At 50.6% G+C, this 17,509-nt stretch carries 13 protein-coding genes; 8 read left to right on the top strand and 5 right to left on the bottom strand.

Going from position 1 to position 17,509, the window contains the following annotated elements; all coding sequences use genetic code 11:
- Positions 1 to 278: 278 nt before the first annotated feature.
- Complete coding sequence (locus FH603_RS20725; protein WP_186739614.1) at positions 279 to 1,430, top strand: sigma-54-dependent transcriptional regulator; 1,152 nt, start codon at positions 279 to 281, stop codon at positions 1,428 to 1,430.
- Between the two features lie 82 nt (positions 1,431 to 1,512).
- On the opposite strand, the gene FH603_RS20720 is transcribed toward FH603_RS20725, so the two are convergent.
- Positions 1,513 to 2,697, bottom strand: coding sequence for a LuxE/PaaK family acyltransferase (locus FH603_RS20720; protein ID WP_186739613.1), 1,185 nt, complete (start codon positions 2,695 to 2,697; stop codon positions 1,513 to 1,515).
- Between the two features lie 38 nt (positions 2,698 to 2,735).
- On the opposite strand from FH603_RS20720, the gene FH603_RS20715 reads away from it, so the two are divergent.
- Positions 2,736 to 3,278: a hypothetical protein gene (locus FH603_RS20715; RefSeq protein ID WP_186739612.1), complete on the top strand. Its 543-nt coding sequence runs from the start codon at positions 2,736 to 2,738 to the stop codon at positions 3,276 to 3,278.
- A gap of 51 nt (positions 3,279 to 3,329) precedes the next feature.
- On the opposite strand, the gene FH603_RS20710 is transcribed toward FH603_RS20715, so the two are convergent.
- Entirely contained in the window at positions 3,330 to 4,523 is a 1,194-nt protein-coding gene (locus FH603_RS20710; protein WP_186739611.1) for a sensor histidine kinase, read from the bottom strand.
- Positions 4,524 to 4,924: 401 nt separating this feature from the next.
- Between FH603_RS20710 and hemA the strand changes: the two genes are divergently transcribed.
- Entirely contained in the window at positions 4,925 to 6,223 is a 1,299-nt protein-coding gene (gene hemA / locus FH603_RS20705; protein WP_186739610.1) for a glutamyl-tRNA reductase, read from the top strand.
- A 92-nt stretch (positions 6,224 to 6,315) separates the two neighbouring features.
- Here hemA and FH603_RS20700 read toward each other — a convergent pair whose 3' ends face one another.
- Positions 6,316 to 6,879 carry a hypothetical protein gene (locus FH603_RS20700; protein ID WP_186739609.1) on the bottom strand — a complete coding sequence of 188 codons (564 nt, stop codon included), beginning with the start codon at positions 6,877 to 6,879 and terminating at the stop codon, positions 6,316 to 6,318.
- A gap of 128 nt (positions 6,880 to 7,007) precedes the next feature.
- Here FH603_RS20700 and recQ point away from each other — a divergent pair, with 128 nt between their 5' ends.
- The 4 genes from recQ (at position 7,008) to FH603_RS20680 (ending at position 13,189) form a co-directional block, all read left to right on the top strand.
- A complete protein-coding gene (gene recQ, locus FH603_RS20695; protein WP_186739608.1) occupies positions 7,008 to 9,206 on the top strand; it encodes a DNA helicase RecQ in 2,199 nt (732 codons plus the stop codon).
- Positions 9,207 to 9,388: 182 nt separating this feature from the next.
- Complete coding sequence (locus tag FH603_RS20690; protein ID WP_186739607.1) at positions 9,389 to 10,468, top strand: lytic transglycosylase domain-containing protein; 1,080 nt, start codon at positions 9,389 to 9,391, stop codon at positions 10,466 to 10,468.
- A 155-nt stretch (positions 10,469 to 10,623) separates the two neighbouring features.
- On the top strand, positions 10,624 to 11,856 hold the full coding sequence (locus FH603_RS20685) for a lytic transglycosylase domain-containing protein (RefSeq protein WP_186739606.1): 1,233 nt from the start codon (positions 10,624 to 10,626) through the stop codon (positions 11,854 to 11,856).
- 103 nt (positions 11,857 to 11,959) lie between these two features.
- Positions 11,960 to 13,189 carry a lytic transglycosylase domain-containing protein gene (locus tag FH603_RS20680; protein WP_235985451.1) on the top strand — a complete coding sequence of 410 codons (1,230 nt, stop codon included), beginning with the start codon at positions 11,960 to 11,962 and terminating at the stop codon, positions 13,187 to 13,189.
- Here FH603_RS20680 and FH603_RS20675 read toward each other — a convergent pair whose 3' ends face one another.
- Together FH603_RS20675 and FH603_RS20670 are read right to left on the bottom strand one after the other, a co-directional pair.
- Positions 13,190 to 14,506 carry a cryptochrome/photolyase family protein gene (locus tag FH603_RS20675; protein ID WP_186739605.1) on the bottom strand — a complete coding sequence of 439 codons (1,317 nt, stop codon included), beginning with the start codon at positions 14,504 to 14,506 and terminating at the stop codon, positions 13,190 to 13,192.
- Positions 14,507 to 14,619: 113 nt separating this feature from the next.
- Positions 14,620 to 14,967: a hypothetical protein gene (locus FH603_RS20670; protein WP_186739604.1), complete on the bottom strand. Its 348-nt coding sequence runs from the start codon at positions 14,965 to 14,967 to the stop codon at positions 14,620 to 14,622.
- A 423-nt stretch (positions 14,968 to 15,390) separates the two neighbouring features.
- On the opposite strand from FH603_RS20670, the gene FH603_RS20665 reads away from it, so the two are divergent.
- Positions 15,391 to 17,445 (top strand): penicillin acylase family protein, encoded by a 2,055-nt coding sequence (locus tag FH603_RS20665; RefSeq protein WP_186739603.1) that lies wholly within the window; start codon positions 15,391 to 15,393, stop codon positions 17,443 to 17,445.
- The last annotated feature ends 64 nt before the right edge of the window (positions 17,446 to 17,509 follow it).

The raw sequence follows: 17,509 nt of genomic DNA, 5'->3' as shown, positions 1-17,509 counted from the left end.
ACTACTTTCCCTATATTATTAACGGATTATTACCATCTTCAGAAAGGATAGGCTGATTTTCCAGGAAACCGGATGAACATAGCTCCTGATGGAGGTATTTACGTACAATTTGTTAACGATTAAAGCACGTTTTCAGGGAAAAAGGAATGATGCCAATAGCTTCCTTAGCCCCCACAATGTGTAAATTGATTACATTTGGGCACTAACCAGTACAGGGCAATTACAAACCCTTTATTTTAGCTTGTACACAACCTTACTGTTCAAACCACCCTTACTATATGGCCAAATTGATTATCGTGGACGACGAAAAAAGCATTCGGGCGGCACTACGCGATATCTTAGAGTATGAAGGCTACGATGTAGACGAAGCCAAAGATGGCGAGGAGGGACTGGAAATGATTATGCGCACAAACTACGAAGTAGCCCTGTGCGACATTAAAATGCCCAAAATGGATGGGCTGGAATTGCTCCTGAAAGCCAGCGAGGCCAGTAAAAGCACCCAGTTCATTATGATTTCCGCCTTCGGTAACGTCGAAAACGCCGTTGAAGCAACAAAGCGGGGTGCCTTCGATTTTATCACCAAGCCACCCGATCTTAACCGATTACTCATTACGGTCCGTAACGCCATTGAACGGGCCAAGCTGGTTCAGGAGACCAAGACACTCAAGAAACGGATTTACAAACTCAATGAGATCGTTGGCGAATCAGATCCAATCCGAAAGGTAAAAGATACCATCAACCGCGTGGCTGCTACCGAAGCGCGGGTGCTCGTTACCGGTGCCAACGGTTCGGGTAAGGAGATGGTTGCCAAGCAAATTCATGAAAAAGGCAGTCGTGCCAATATGCCACTCGTTGAAGTGAACTGCGCGGCCATTCCGAGCGAACTCATCGAGAGCGAACTGTTTGGCCATGAGAAGGGTGCCTTCACGGGAGCAGTAGCCCGGCGCGTGGGTAAATTTGAGCAGGCTGACAGCGGTACGCTTTTTCTCGACGAGATTGGCGATATGAGTTTATCGGCGCAGGCCAAGGTGCTGCGGGCGCTACAGGAAAATAAGATTACCAGGGTTGGCGGAGACAAGGAGATCAAAGTCAATGTCCGGGTTATTGCGGCTACCAACAAAGACCTGCGGCAGGAAATTGCCAACGGGAACTTCCGCGAAGACTTATTTCACCGCCTGAGTGTCATTGTTATCAACGTACCACCGTTGGCCGAACGCCGAAGCGATATCGCCCTGCTAGCCGATAAGTTTTTGCAGGATATCGCTACGGAGTACGGTTCGCCACTAAAAGACATGACGCCTGATGCTATGACCTACCTCCAGTCGCTCCCCTGGACGGGTAACGTCCGCGAACTGCGGAACGTCATTGAGCGGCTGGTGATCATGTGTGGTGATCAAATCTCGCTGGATGACGTGAAACTGTACGCGTAAGTAATTGAGGTGTCCGTCAGTTGACGAGCCGGGGAATAGTTATAGAAAGCAGTCCTCCCCGACTCGTCAACTGACGGACTTCTCAATTGATAACCAGCAGATTGCATCCCCGTACGTCGGAGTTGTCGAAGCGGCCGATGACGCGAAACGCCCCGGAGAACGATTCGCCCTCGTCAACGTACTGCCCCAAATCCTGCGTTTCGATAAATGAGCAGGAATCCAGATTGGCCAGATCGACAACATTGATACCGCCGGTCTGGCGTGACCCCGTCTGGCGTGACACGGTCTGGCCGGGGGTAATACGCTGAAACGGGTCGTTGATGTCGCGCAGGACCACGCGCAACGTTGGACTTGGCCGAAACACGCCCTCCCCCATAGAATAAGCCTGCGAAAGCAGTTCCGTCATCCCGTATTCGGAGTGAACGCGGGAAATACCCAGCCGGTCAGTCAGGACTTCATGCACCTCTTCGCGCAGTAATTCCTTTCGTCGGCCTTTCATGCCACCTGTCTCCATCACAACCAGGTTCGGATTTTGGCCCAGAAAACGCAGGTCGGCATCAGACTCGGCCCAGTCGAGCAAGGCAAACGTGACACCAATAAGTAGAATCCGTTTGCCATCCGGCTGGTCGGTCAACTGCCGAAGCCGCCGGGTTAACTCGTCGACGTTGTTCAGAAAGAAATTTGCCGATTCGTCGGCGGTCAGGGCAGCATCTGTGGGCAGGTGTCCGCTTGTAAATCGTCCACTCTGCGCCATAAATCGCTGAACCATATACACGAGCGACGAGTTATTTCGTTCAAGATAAGATGGCAGCAGCGCCAGAATATGAAAGTTTGTGAGGGGGCCGTAAGCCTGCTCGAAAATGCGGGTGCTCACAGCGTCATACAGCTCAGGATCAGGCACAAGGTGGTGGCTGGTCTCGGCAGATTCAGAAGACGGCGACCCGACCTTTCGGCTTGTGGTTCCGCTGCTGGCAAACGTCAGGGTGTCAGCAGCCATTCTGTCGTTGGGATCCAGTCCCGTCAGGATGGTGTGATATTTGAAAAAGCCAATCGGCATGAACGGAACCTGATCTAACCCGGTCACGTGTTCAGGCCGAACGGAAAGGCAGTCCAGATAGGTCCTGTAAACTGGGTTGTAAGCTGCCTGATAGCGAAAAACAGCCAGCGCCAGCGATTCGAACGATTCGTTGCCGACCGTCAGGATTTGTTGCCGGAGTGATTGCCGTATGGATATGGCTTCGGCGGAGAGAGTTGATAGAAAAGACAAAGTTAAAAACGCGTTTATTGCAACACGAATACAACAGTATGCGACGGCAACAAATTCAACCGTATCTTCTTATGCTGGGCATGGCCCTGGCCCTTTCGGCTTGTTTCAACGAGCCTAACTACTCCGACACACCTGAAATTGAGTTCGAGGAGATCTATCCTTACCCCCTGCAAGCGGGCACGGGAGTTGGTAAAGCCAGGCGTGATTCGGTCGTTATTACAGTCAACTTCAAAGATGGTGATGGTAACTTGGGCAACGATACGCCGGTTCCGTCGGGCGATTCGGCCCGTTACGCATCGAATGGTGGCTGGGGCAACTACCGGCTACGTACGTTTCGTCTGATAAACGGAAAATACGAGGAGATCAGGCTCGATGTGACCAACACATTATTTTTCCCGGAACTCACCAAAGGAAAACCTAAAGGGCCCATCAAAGGCAAACTGGACTTTAATACCACGTTCCAGTATGGAACTACGTTTCGGATGTACCCAACAAAGTTCAGGATCACCGTACGCGACCGGAGCCTGAATGTAAGCAACGAGATCGAAACCGATACGATTAGTCTTCCCTTTATCCGGTAGTTTTCGATCAACAACACCGATCAGGAAAGTTTATCGTCTGAGCAGGCTTTCCTAATCGGTGTTCAGAACAATCCGGAAGGTGGTTCCCTTACCCACATCCGAGCTTTTAACATAAAGGCGTCCGTCGTGGTATTCTTCGACGATCCGTTTGGCCAGCGTAAGGCCCAAACCCCATCCTCGCTTTTTGGTACTGTAGCCGGGATTGAACACTTTCTGCATGTTGGCTTTCGAAATACCTTTGCCCGTATCGGTAATGTCGATGGCAACCTCCTGATGGGGTAGCATGATCATGTTCAGCCGCAATTCGCCTACCCCTTTCATGGCATCCACTGCATTCTTGCAGATGTTTTCGATTACCCATTCGAACAGCAGCTTATTCATCTTCACCGTCTGACCAGCAGGAAGCTGGCTGGCTACACTCATTTTCACTTTTGTCGAAATACGTCTCGCCAGGTAACCAGTAAACTGCTGGACTACGTCGTTCAGGTCTTCGTCTTTAAGCGTTGGAACTGATCCAATACTCGAAAAACGCGCCGTTATGGTTTCCAGCCGCTGAACATCCTTTTCGATCTCATCCGTGATAGACCCATCAAACTGCTCCGGATCCGACCGCATGTATTCTACCCAGGCCATCAGCGAGGACATGGGCGTACCGAGTTGGTGGGCCGTCTCTTTGGCCAGTCCTACCCATACCCGGTTCTGCTCAGCCCGGCGCGACGAACTGAACGCCAGGTAGGCTAGTACCCCCAGCGAGGTTAATATGGCTAACAACGCATACGGAAAGTAATTGAGCTGTCGAAGCGATCCGGAGTTGTTATAGTAAACCAAACCCCGTACGCCATTACCGATTTCGACAACAACGGGCATATGATTCTTACGCATCTCATCGCGCTTTTCCCGTAAATACTGTTGTTTTTCTTCATCGGTCATAGTCGCCGAAAGCGTAAAGTTTAACGGCATCGAAATTTCACCGTCCGGATTGACGTAGATCGCCGGGATCGTCTGGTTCGCCTGTAGAATTTCGCTGGTAACAAAGTTGAGATCCCCGGAGTTGGAGTGTGTCGTATCGGTCAGGTAAGCGATGCTTTTGGCATATAGCTGTATGTACTGCTCTTCCCGAAGTTCCAGCTTGTTGATCAGCCGGTTGGTATACAATAACGAACCCGTTCCTACCAGAAGCAGATTCAGGGCCACGATGATCTTCAGAATATTATTCTGACTGTAAATGTCGAATGACTTCAGCATAATGTTACGTTACGAATCAACGACGGATATATTGACTAACCGCTGGTTGAAAGCAACCCGCTCAGAAAATAGTACCAGAACCTACCCTGCTCGTCAGCTTGTATACTCTATCAACCCTATCAGATTGACACGAACGGATATTCTGTTCAAGTAAACGGAAAAATACGATCGATGGTGCAAAAGAGATGACTGAAGCATAAAAGCTGCTAGTTTATATACCCTGATAGAACGTCTGAAGCCAAACTCCTGTTATTTTATAGAATAGGACTGTAACAAGAATGAAAACTTATTATTTGGATAGATTCTAAATAACCAAACCCTTTACACAGGTTGTTTTCATGTCCAGTGATTGTACCGTATTTTTGTGCTTGCTAAAGGTCCTTTAGCGTGTTTTATCTGAGATGTTAGATACGTTCAAATCAATTAGTTTATCTCATAAAACGGCTCCTCTCCGGGTGCGTGAACTAATTGCACTCAACGAAGATGAAGCGAAGCGATTAATGCTCCGTCTGCGTGATTTCTTCGGCCTGACCGACCTTCTGGTGGTTTCGACCTGCAACCGTACCGAAGTGTACTATGCTACCGAACCTGCTGCTGCGTCGCCCAATCTTAACGCCGATATTGCCCGGTTGCTGCTCATAGAAAAGGGCCTGACCGATACGGACACTTACCTGCCTTACTTCCAGTTTTTCGATGCTCACAACGCGGCCGTTCGGCATTTGTTCGAAGTTTGTGTTGGGCTCCATTCGCAGGTAGTGGGCGACATGCAGATCCCGAATCAGGTGAAGCACGCTTACCAGTGGTCGGCTGACCTGGACATGGCCGGACCATTTCTGCATCGGCTGATGCACACCATCTTCTTCACTAATAAGCGCGTTGCTCAGGAGACCTCATTCCGCGATGGAGCGGCTTCGGTTTCCTACGCAGCTGTTGAACTGATCGAAGAACTGGTTGGCGAAAACCAGAACCCTAACGTGCTGGTTATTGGCCTGGGCGAAATTGGCACCGACGTTTGTAAAAACCTGGAGGCGAGAAAGCTCAATAATATTACACTTTGCAACCGCACTCACGCGAAAACCGAGGCCCTTGCTCAAAAGTACGGATTCCGGGTGGCCGACTTTGCCAACCTAACCGACGAAATTCGCCGGGCCGACGTGATTATTTCGTCGATCACCCGCGACGAACCGCTGGTTACGCCCCTGCTGCTGAAGTCGCTGAACGTGTTGACGTATAAGTATTTTATCGACCTTTCGGTACCACGCAGCGTCGATGCCGCTGTTGAGCAGATACCGGGTGTGCTGGTTTATAATATCGACCACATCCGGAACCGCGCTGACGAAGCGCTGAATCAGCGGCTGGCAGCTATTCCACAGGTCGAAGCCATTGTGGATCAGGCAGTAGCTGAATTTGGCGACTGGTCTAAGGAGATGATCGTTTCACCGACGATCAACAAACTTAAAAATGCGCTGGAGCAGATCCGGAAAGAAGAGATTGCCCGGCATCTAAAACACCTGACTCCCGGTGAGTCGGAGAAAATAGACAAGATTACGCGGGGCATCATGCAAAAGATCATCAAGTTACCCGTCTTACAGCTTAAGGCTGCCTGCAAACGGGGCGAAGCCGAAACGCTGATCGACGTGCTGAACGATCTGTTCGATTTGGAGAACCAAACCAGCGACGAACCGAAACGTACTATTTAACTGCTTATAAAACCACCAAAAATGCCCGAGCCATCCTGTGGCTCGGGCATTTTTGGTACTAGTAGACTTAGACAGTTAAGTGAGACTGGATTTTAGCCCTTGTTACCACTTAGATAGGTCTTATTCCCGTTTTTATTGATGTAATACTTCCCACCGCGCGGGCCAGTCATCACGGGCTCACCATTGGGTCCTTTCGACGACCGATCGATTGGTGCTTTATAATCAGCGGGGGTGGCTTTCTCTTCTTTTAACGCCTTGGCCATCTTTTTGCCGTCGTCGGATTTAGCCGTTTTCAAATCGGCTTTAGCCTCTTTTTTATCGGCCTTCGCTTCCTTCATAGCGGTCTTATCGCCCGTTTCCTTAGCCGCCTTCTTATCTGCTTTCGCTTCTTTCATGTCGGCCTTAGCTTCTTTAGCCACCTTTTTCTCCTCCGGGCTCATGGCCGCTTTCATATCAGCCTTGGCGGCTTTCTTTTCTGCTTTAGCAGTCGTTTTGGCCGCATCGTCGCCAGCCTCTTTGGCTATTTTCTTATCCGCTTTCGCTTCCTTCTTTTCGGCCCTGGCTTTTTCTTTCTTGGGTTTATCGTCCTGAGCCATACCATTGATGGTCAGTAGTAAACTAAGGGCAAAGCCTAATAGAGCAACTGTCTTTTTCATACTATTTTATAGATTAAGGTGGCTAATTATTAACCAGAATTGGTATGAAATATGGTACTAAAAACAGATAAACACCACTAAGTCAGCCCAAAATTTTTATGTATATTTGATAGTAGTTCGCTTTATCAATGACTCCAACCGACGCATTTACCAGTAAACAACCTATTTCCGAACGTTCAGATCTTAGCCAGCCAGCCGATTATCTGAAGCGGTATTACGGGTACGATCTCTTCCGACCTATGCAGGAAGACATCATCAAATCGATTACCAGCGGTCGGGATACAGTTGTACTGATGCCTACGGGCGGGGGAAAGTCTGTTTGCTTTCAGATCCCGGCGCTTATGCTGCCCGGCATCACAGTGGTTGTCTCACCCCTGATTGCGCTCATGAAAGACCAGGTTGGCGCTCTGCATATGAACGGCATACCGGCTGCGTTTTACAACAGCACGCAAAGCGGTCGTGAACAACGCATTATCGAAGACGACTGTATCAGCGGCAAGCTCAAGTTACTGTATGTATCGCCTGAGAAATTGCTCACAGAAGCCTTTTTCACCTTCCTCAAGCACGTAACCGTCTCCTTATTTGCCATCGATGAAGCGCACTGTATATCGTCGTGGGGGCACGATTTCCGCCCTGAGTATACGCAGCTACATGTACTGAAAAAGCAATTTCCTGCTGTACCAACCATTGCGCTGACGGCCACAGCCGACAAACTTACCCGGCACGACATTGCCACCCGGCTCGGCATGAATGACCCAGCCATATTTATTTCGTCCTTCAACCGGCAGAACCTGAGTCTGCAGGTGCTGCCTGGCCAGAATCGTATACAGCAGATTATAAAACTACTTCAGCAAAAACCGGATACGTCGGGCATCATCTACTGCCTTAGCCGCAAATCGACCGAATCGCTGGCGGCTAAACTACAGGAAAAAGGATTCAATGCAGCCTTCTATCACGCCAAGATGGACCCCGCTGACCGCTCCCGAACGCAGGAGGCTTTTTTGCGGGACGATGTCAAAATCATGTGCGCGACTATCGCGTTTGGCATGGGTATCGACAAGTCGAACGTGCGGTGGGTAATTCATTACAACATGCCCAAAAACATTGAGGGCTTCTACCAGGAAATTGGCCGGGCTGGCCGCGATGGGGCCGCGGCTCAAACTGTGTTATTTTACAGCTTTGCCGATGTAGCAACCTACAAGGAAATGCTGGCCGAAAACAACCCGGCTAACCTTGGCCTTCAGCTGGCTAAACTGGAACGGATGCAGCAATATGCCGATGCACATACCTGCCGTCGTCAGATCCTGCTTTCCTATTTCTCGGAAGAACTACCCGAGCCATGCGGCAACTGCGACGTTTGCCGCGACCCGCGTGTAACGTTCGATGGAACTGTGCTGGCTCAAAAAGCACTCTCGGCCATAGTACGGACGGGGGAACGGGTACCCATGAACCTGCTCATCGACATTCTGCGTGGTTCCCGAAGCCAGGCCGTACTACAGGGTGGCTACGACCAGATAAAAACGTATGGTGCCGGTCGGGATCTGCGCTTCGAAGACTGGCGAAACTACCTGCACCAGCTTATTAATGTTGGGGTCATTGAAGTTGGCTACGATCAGCATTATGCGTTACGCCGGGGTATTCTCGCCGATCAGGTACTGAAAGGCAACCGTAAAATCGACCTTGTCCGGCCCGATGATGCCCCAAAACAGGTAGTCGAAAAGACACGAACAAAACCCGACGCGACGCGCGACGACTTATTCGAACAGTTGCGGGTGTTGCGCAAACAACTGGCCGACGACCAGAACGTGCCTCCTTATGTGATCTTCACCGATACAACGCTGGAAGATATGGCCCGGCAGCGTCCAACTACACCCGATGCCTTACGCAATGTAAGCGGTGTGGGCGAACGCAAGCTTCAGTTGTTTGGCCGTAAATTTCTGGAGGTCATCGCCCGCTATGTTCGGGAAACGTCCGGTCGGGGAACCGTGGTACGCACCATCGTCAACGAGACGCCAAAACGATCTACTCAGCAGCAAACGCTTGATCTTTATAATACAGGCATGACAATTGCGGAGATAGCCGCCGAACGTCAGCTGACCACAGGTTCCATTGCCAGCCACCTCGTGCAGGTAGCTAAATCAGGATACAACCTGGATCTGGAAACCTTGATAAGCTCGTTTGTCAGCCCGGCCGAACGGGCTGATATTGAGCGCGCCATTCAGGCAGTAGGCATTCAGGAAGGCCGATTGAAAGCTATATTCGACCATTTAGAAGGTCGCTACGATTACGGGAAGCTGACGCTGGTAGCAGGCGCTTTTGATAGATAAAATCCTACTTACTATATGTCCCGTTGGATAATTCTTAGAATTACGATTTGGTATGTACCAGATAATCAGCTATATTCGTTCTAAGTTTGGTGACAAACCCGTGATTTAGGTCCGGGTTTTGTCGTCTCATGTGCTACCCAAATTATGTTCCTTTGATTAAAGAAGTAGGTTTTTCACTGCTTATGGCAGCTATAAAACCAGTTGTCGCATTCTCGGCTCCTGGTCTTGCTGCTTTCGGGATTGATACAAGCCGGGCACTTGCCTTGCCGAACGATTTAGACAATCCCGCCCTGTTAGTCGTCGACTCAACCAAACGGGTTTTCCCCATTTACTTTTGTGGAGAGGAGGTACCTATCGACGAACCGCGTGTATCGCGCCGGTGGTTACAAACATTACGTACCTATGGTGCCCAGCAGGAATGCCTGTTCGATCTTCGTCGGCGGGCATCGACGTTCTTCCCAATTATCGATCCTATCCTGCGCAAGTACAAAATTCCCCGCGATTTTCGGTTTATGCCGCTGGCGGAGAGTGCGCTGGTCAATGATTGTGTATCGCCAAAAGGGGCATCAGGTTACTGGCAACTTATGCCCGGTACTGCCCGGGAACTGGGATTGACGGTAAGTGGGAACGTTGATGAGCGCAACAACCTGCAAAAAGCAACCGTAGCCGTTTGCCGCTACCTGCACCAGTTATATCGCCAGCTTGGCTCGTGGACACTGGTGGCTGCTGCCTACAATGGCGGCATCACACACGTCCAGAACCGGATGGAACAGCAGGGTCAAACGAACTACTACCGGCTCCGGTTACACCGCGAAACAAGCCACTATCTATTCAGAATCCTTGCCTATAAAGAGTTGCTCAGCAATTCCCGGCAATATGCGGTTCTACTGCGGGGCTCTACCATCGAACAGTTGACCAAGCCACTACCCACCTGGCACAAGCCCCTGGCATTATCGAAGAAAAACAAGGACTCGCCAACGGTTGAGTTAGTCGACGACGATTATACAGACCCCACCTGGGGGCCACGCCCGAATACGACTTTGACTAAAGCCCCGTCTGACACGCAGCAATTAATTGCTATGGCTACTTCGGCGGCTACTTCCCCCGATGCGCAGGACGCTGATCTGGAAAAGCAACGAACCGGGTTACCCATAAAAAAATTAATGATGGGTTTGATGGTACTCCGTTTCCGTCGCCCCCGTTTTCTATCCTGGAAAAAAGCCGGTGGTGTTCGTCCTTTACACTTCTGGGACTGGCTCTAGAGAAAGCAACGCAAGCAAATATAAAAATAGGCCACCTTTTGTAGGGTGGCCTATTTTTTGTTATACAAAGTTTGACTCCCCAATGACTGAAAACTGACCGCTACGAAAAATGCTGAAAATTATAGCCAAACATTTACCATCCTCTCCCACCGCACATGAATATAGCCACCTTTCTTGTACTGGCTGTTGGCCTGCTTTTAACCACGGTATCCATCCCGTTGTCGGGGCCTTATACTACTTCAGGCTCCATCACTTCTTCATCAACATCGGAACCATATTTTGATCCTTCCTTCAACCCTGCTTTGCCCCCGGTCCATTTCTGTGGCGAATCGGTACCGCTACATGAAGAGGTTATTGCCAGGCGATTATTATCGGCTTTAGCCAGCAAGTCCGTTGCAAGCCAAGCCCTGTACCGAATCCGGCAACGGGCAGCAAAATTTTTCCCGGTGATCGAGCCTATTCTGGCTTCTCACCATGTACCCTCAGATTTTAAATATTTACCCTTAGTAGAGAGTGCCCTTCAGGGGTTTGCGGTGTCGCCAAAAGGGGCAGTTGGCTACTGGCAGTTTATGCCTGCTACGGCCCGCGAATTAGGCCTGCGGATCCATCCTAGTGATGAACGGCAAAACCTGATCAAATCTACCCACGCAGCCTGCCGGTATCTGAACTACTTACACAATCGGCTGGGTTCGTGGACGCTGGCCGCAGCAGCCTATAATAACGGCATTGGTGCACTGCTCTCTAACATTCGCCGGCAGCAACAACATGACTATTACTACTTGCGGCTGAATGCCGAAACCGGCAAATACCTGTACCGAATTCTGGCGTTTAAAGAATTGTTCTCCAACTATTGCCATTATGAAAGTCTGATTCCAACTACTATGATGGCTTTGTTAAGTGAGCCGTTGATTCCCGAGTCAGCACCGCAAAGCGACGAAGTACTACTCCCGGAAGCTATAGTGGACAACGAAACGCACTCGGCGATTGATGCACCTATGCAGGAGTCAGCAGCACTGGCAACTGGTCAGACAATAGACATTCCTTTGCCAAATGCCGCCGACGTATTCCGGGGCGGTATCAAAGCTCGTTTAACCGAAGCGGCTGCAGTGAAACGCGGAGAGGTATGGTCTTTTCGCTTAACCCGCAGCAACATAATTGATAAAAAGCAGGTCGAAGAGGGTGACATTCTATATGCCATTGTGGAGGATATAGACCGAAGAACCAACAAGGTCTATTTACGGGCCGATAAGATCTACTCTGCATCCGACAGGCAGACCTACGATCTCTCCCTGGCCGCTGTTGACGCATCGACAGGCCGGATTGGTGTTAACCTGAACGACATCGACCGCGTAAAAGCGGGCTGGATTTTGACCTGGAAACAGTTATAAACGTGCAATTGGTTAATAACAGAGCAAAAACGCACCGATAAAGCGTCTGAACTAAACCCCGGCATCGATTCGTTGTCTATGGGTTGCACCATCACCTGCTGTTTTGATTTTAACTACACGCTGCCTAGTCGCCCTGATCATCAGCCCCTTATTGGTTGTTCAGGTTACGTTTGCTCAGAAAAAGACGACGCTTAAAAGGGTGACTCCGGCCCGCCCTGTACAGACGCGCCCTGTTGTGGGCCTGGCGAGACTTCATTTTTCGGGAGAGATCGTTCCCACTCAGCAGGGCGAAGTCTCGACCAAACTGGCTGGTGCCCTAGCCAGCAGCTCAGGATATGCTCGCCATGTAAATGCATTGAAGGCGCGCTCAGCCCCGTTTTTCGCCGTCATCGAGCCAATTCTGCAAAAACACAATATTCCCAATGACTTCAAGTACCTGCCGCTTATTGAGAGCGCGTGGCAGGCTAATGCGGTTTCTTCGGCCGGCGCCGTTGGCTATTGGCAATTCATGGACGAAACAGCAAAGGATATGGGTCTATCCATCGCTCCCGGAAACGATGAACGTACCGACCTACGCAAATCGACCGAGGCTGCCAGCAAATACCTTCGGTTTCTACACCGTAAGCTAGGCTCCTGGACACTGGTGGCCGCAGCTTACAACGGCGGGGTTGGCATGGTCGAACGTAAAATCGTACACGCCGGCCACCGTGATTATTATGCCATGAGTATGAATCCGGAAACCGGCTATTACCTCTACCGGATTCTGGCCATGAAAGAACTGTTCACTAACCCAGCGTATGGGGTTGGTTCGATAGGTATGATGCTGGCCTCGACGGGCGACCTCTACAATCAGGAACGCGAACAGGCCCGGCGGATGGGCTGGCTTCGCGACGATGAGCCGGAGCCCGAAGGTGTTCCTGTCGAGTCGTTGCCCGACCCGATCGGAACAACAAGCGAGGTCAATCTGATCGATAGCGTATTGACCGAACTACTGAAAAACAAACCAGCAACGCCTTCGCTATTTGTGGGCGATGCAGCCGCCTGGCTTGTGCGGGCAGGACTTCCTAAAGTGGGACAGAGCTGGACATTCTCCCTGACGGAGGACCTGCAAATTGGCGAAGAACAACTCCATACCGGCGATGCGCTTTACGCCATTGTTGATGATGTAGACGCTCGCGGCAACCTATTTTTTCGGGCTACCAAAGCTATTTCCACCCAGACGAAAACGGTTGTGCCCATTACGCTCATGGCTATAAATCCGGCGACGGGCCTTGCGGGTGTTCCGCGTCCAAAAACAGTGAAACCGGGTTGGCTGGTCCAGTGGAAACTGTAACTATTTGGCTAGTCCTTTTTTGTACAAATCGAGTGCCCGCTGACGCGCCATCGTATGCTCTACCATAGGAGGCAGATAGTCAAGGCTATTGAATTCGGGTACCCAATGCCGGATATATTCTCCTTTAGGATCGAAACGCTGGGTTTGCAGCGTTGGATTGAACACCCGGAAGTAAGGAGCGGCATCTGTTCCTGAGCCAGCAGCCCACTGCCAGCCACCATTATTGGCTGAAAGATCATAATCACGAAGTTTTTTACCAAAGTACGCTTCCCCCCATCGCCAGTCGATGAGCAGGTGCTTACAGAGGAAGCTGGCCGTAATCATCCGAACCCGGTTATGCATCCAGCCAATGGTATTAAGCTGGCGCATACCCGCATCGACGATCGGGTAGCCGGTTTCGCCCCGACACCATTTGTCGAATTCATCTTCGTTATTGCGCCACTCAATCCGATCATACTCCCGGCGAAACGAACTCTTTTCGACATGCGGAAAATGGTCGAGCACCTGGAAGTAAAAATCCCGCCAGCACAGTTCGTTCAAAAACGTTTTGTCGTTAGCCGCTCTAGCCTGCCGCGCCAGATCGCGAATGCTGATCGTTCCAAAGCGCAGATGTATACTTAACTCACTGGTACCGGGCCGGGCCGGAATATCCCGCGTCTCTTTGTAGGCATCGAGTAACGTATCGGACACTGTCCGGTTTGGGAAGGGCTCACCAACCGGCAGAAAATCCATATCGCCCAAAGTAAGGACGTTCGCTTCGTCCTGGCCAATTCCCCTGTGTAAATGTTCGAAATACGCTTCCGTCGGGTACGATTTTAGAAAAAACGGATCGAGTTTTCCATGCCAGTTACGGCTGTAAGGAGTAAAAACCGTGTATGGTGTACGGCTTCCGCTCAGCACCTCATCCCGTTCAAAAATCGTCTGGTCTTTATAGGTATGGAAACCAATACCGCGCTCGTTGAGCAGTTCGCCAATCGCTTTGTCGCGTTCTTTGGCATATACTTCGTAATCGTGGTTGGCAAACACATCACCAACGGGGTACTGCGTTGTTAATTCACGCCATATATCGATAGGGTTACCATAACGAACCAGAATCGTCGATCCCATCCCGGCCAGTTCGGTACGGAGCCGATCGATCTCCTGCACCAGAAATTCTACCCGGCGGTCGCGCCGGTCGTCCAGCGCATCCAGAATAACCCGATCGAATATAAAAACAGGTAGAACAGGGCGACCACTCTTAAGCGCGTGGTATAAAGCCGCATTATCGTGTAAACGTAGATCGCGCCGGAGCCAGACCAGCGAGAGTGATTCAGACATGAAACGGTGGGTTGTGGTTTGTGGGCTAACCTCGGGTTCATGGGAAAAGTTTAGGCATAAAAAAAGTCCTCTATCGACCGATCGATAAAGGACTTTTTTTATGGTATGTCTGCTTATTCAGGCTGGAACCGCAACCGAACCGTATGAAGTTCCGCTGCGTCGCTGCTGTAACCAGCTAATTTCTTGCCGGTAAGCTGCTTGGTCAGACTGGTATTGATCTGTTCATTTTGGCTAAACACCGTCAACTGGCACAGTTCGCTGTCGGCGTTTACCCGAAACTGGATAACAACGACGCCTGCCCGCTGGATGGGTGCCAGCGCTTCAGGGAACGAGATATAACTGGCTAATTGCTTCTCTAAAGTAACTTTCGGCGCTTTGGTTTTGCGGGGACCTGTCGGCGAAGCGTAAGCTTGCGTCGCCAGGAAGCCTACCAGCGTAAGAAGAAAAAAGACTTTTTTCATGACTTCAATGACGTTAAAAAGTGAATAATCCCTGCAAGTCAAAACGCTCGAATTGTTGTGACTTTCAATGTTATGTCAATATTACTCAAATATTACCTTAATGTTATGTAAATGTGAATAAATACCAAAAACTTAATATTGGAATTATTTATTGGCTGTCGAAATAGTGACAGACTCACATCATTCCAGACTGAAAATTGGGAACAAGAGACGTAAATGCCGCCTTTTCTCGTCAACTAGCCCGATCACCAATCAAGCCCAATGTTAAGCCAATGTTAACAAAGCTCTCTCATCTTCATCAGGTAACGACGAGCTACCAGCCATTTCATTCAGAAACAATAAGCCCTTGCCTCGTTAGTCGGTGGGGACCTTGCCTGGTGTTGAAGGCAATTCGTCTACCTTTAGCGCACCTTAAAAACCTGCATGAAAACGCTGTCTCTTCTATTCTTCTGTATCCTACCGGTCTTGGTTACTGCTCAAATCAATCCAGCGATGGTCACTATTGCCCGCGATGGATATGGTGTACCGCATATATTCGCTAAAACTGATCCTGAAGTAGCCTATGGCCTTGCCTGGGCTCATGCGGAAGACGATTTCAAAACGATCCAACTCCTGATTTTGCCGACAAAAGGGTTGTTAGGTCGCCATCTGGGCAAGCAGGGTGCTGCCGCCGACTATGTCGTTGAGTTGCTCCATGCACCAGAACTGGTAGCCGAGCAGGGCGCAACAGCCCTTTCAGCCGATTATAAAGCTGTGCTTACCGGGTATTTGCAAGGCCTGAACGACTACGCCCGAGCACACCCCGGGGAGGTGCTGGTACGGGGAGCGTTTCCCGTGTCCGTCAGCGATTACCTGAAAGCAACAGTGCTGTCGCTGTCACTTATATCGGGTGTCGATCAGGCTTTGCAGGCTATTCTTGGGGGCAAGGTGCCACCCATCGACTTTCTGAAACCAACCGGCTCCAACGCGATTGCCATACACCGCAATAAAACGACGGAAGGGAAAACCCTTCTGGCGATCAACTCCCACCAGCCACTGGAGGGGCCTGTAGCCTGGTATGAAGCCCATCTGTGCAGTGAACAGGGCTGGAATATACTGGGTGGTCTGTTTCCGGGCGGCACGACCATCTTTCACGGTGTCAACGAACACCTCGGCTGGGCGCATACGGTCAACTACCAGGACAAGATCGATACCTATCAGCTACAAACCGACAAAGCCCATCCAAAGCAGTATTTCTTTGATGGCAAGTGGCTCCCGCTGGAAGTAAAGACGGTGAAGCTGCGAATAAAGGGAATTCCGTTCGCAATCGGTCGCAAGGCGTACTGGAGCACTTATGGCCCAACCCTTGTCACCAAAAAGGGCACCTTTGCCATTCGTACCGGTGCCAACCAGGATCTGCGGGGTATTGAGCAATGGTACCGCATGAACAAAGCCCGATCGTTCTCGGAGTTTCGTGCAGCCATGCAGATGACGGCGATTCCGGGCTTTAACGTCGTCTATGCAGATCCCGACACGATCTATTACGTTAGCAACGGCAAGATTCCCTACCGCGATCCGGCCTACGACTGGAGCGGGACACTACCGGGTAACACCTCGAAAACCCGCTGGACGAACTTTCACCCACTGAGCGATTTTCCGCAGTATATCAATCCCCCCGGCGGCTACCTGTTCAATACGAACAACACCCCGTTCAATGCTACCGCCCCCGCCGATAATCTACCAGCCGACCAGTTCGACAAAACAATGGGCTATGAGCGGTGGAACAACAACCGTAGTGTACGCTACGGCGAACTGATGGCCCAATATGACAAGCTCAGCTACGCCGATTTCAAGCGAATTAAATACGACCTGCAACTGCCGGCCCGGCTATCCTACACTTCCGGTCCTGATGCCAATAACCTGTTTACACTCAGCCCGGCCGACTACCCCGATATCCGCGACCTCATTCAGTCCCTGGTGTCCTGGAACCGGCAAGCCACAGCCGACAGCCAGGGGGCCGCAGCTTTTCTCCTCTTTTATAACTACTGGAAGAACAAAGCGTCTACCATGACCAACCCACCAGCTACCCTCACGACTACGGACTGTGTTGAAGGGCTTCGCTATGTTAGAACGTACCTGCTCAAACACTTTGGCCGTACGGCAATTGTGCTGGGCGACTACCAGAAACACGTACGGGGAAGCAAAGAACTGCCTGTCTGGGGTATTCCCGATGTTATGGCGTCTATTTACGCTAGACCCTATACGAAGGGCCGTGTGCGTAGCAATCAGGGGGAATCCTATATTTCACTGGTGAAGTTTCCAAAGGTCGGTCTGCCCGAGATTGAAACGGTCAATTGCTTTGGCGCATCGAACCACCCCGACAGTCCACATTATACGGATCAGATGGAGTTGTTCGTCAATCAGAAAACAAAACCCATGACGCTGGATAAAACCACTGTCCTGCGGGAAGCCAAGCGAATCTATCATCCCGGTGAGTAAATGGCTATGTAAGCGTGGCTCCGCCCCGGTTTTACAAAAAAAGTCGTACCCAGCTTACCTGAGT

It is taken from the genome of Spirosoma utsteinense, assembly GCF_014282275.1.
Classification (GTDB): Bacteria; Bacteroidota; Bacteroidia; order Cytophagales; family Spirosomataceae; genus Spirosoma; species Spirosoma utsteinense.
This window is presented reverse-complemented; position numbering and strand designations above follow the sequence as displayed.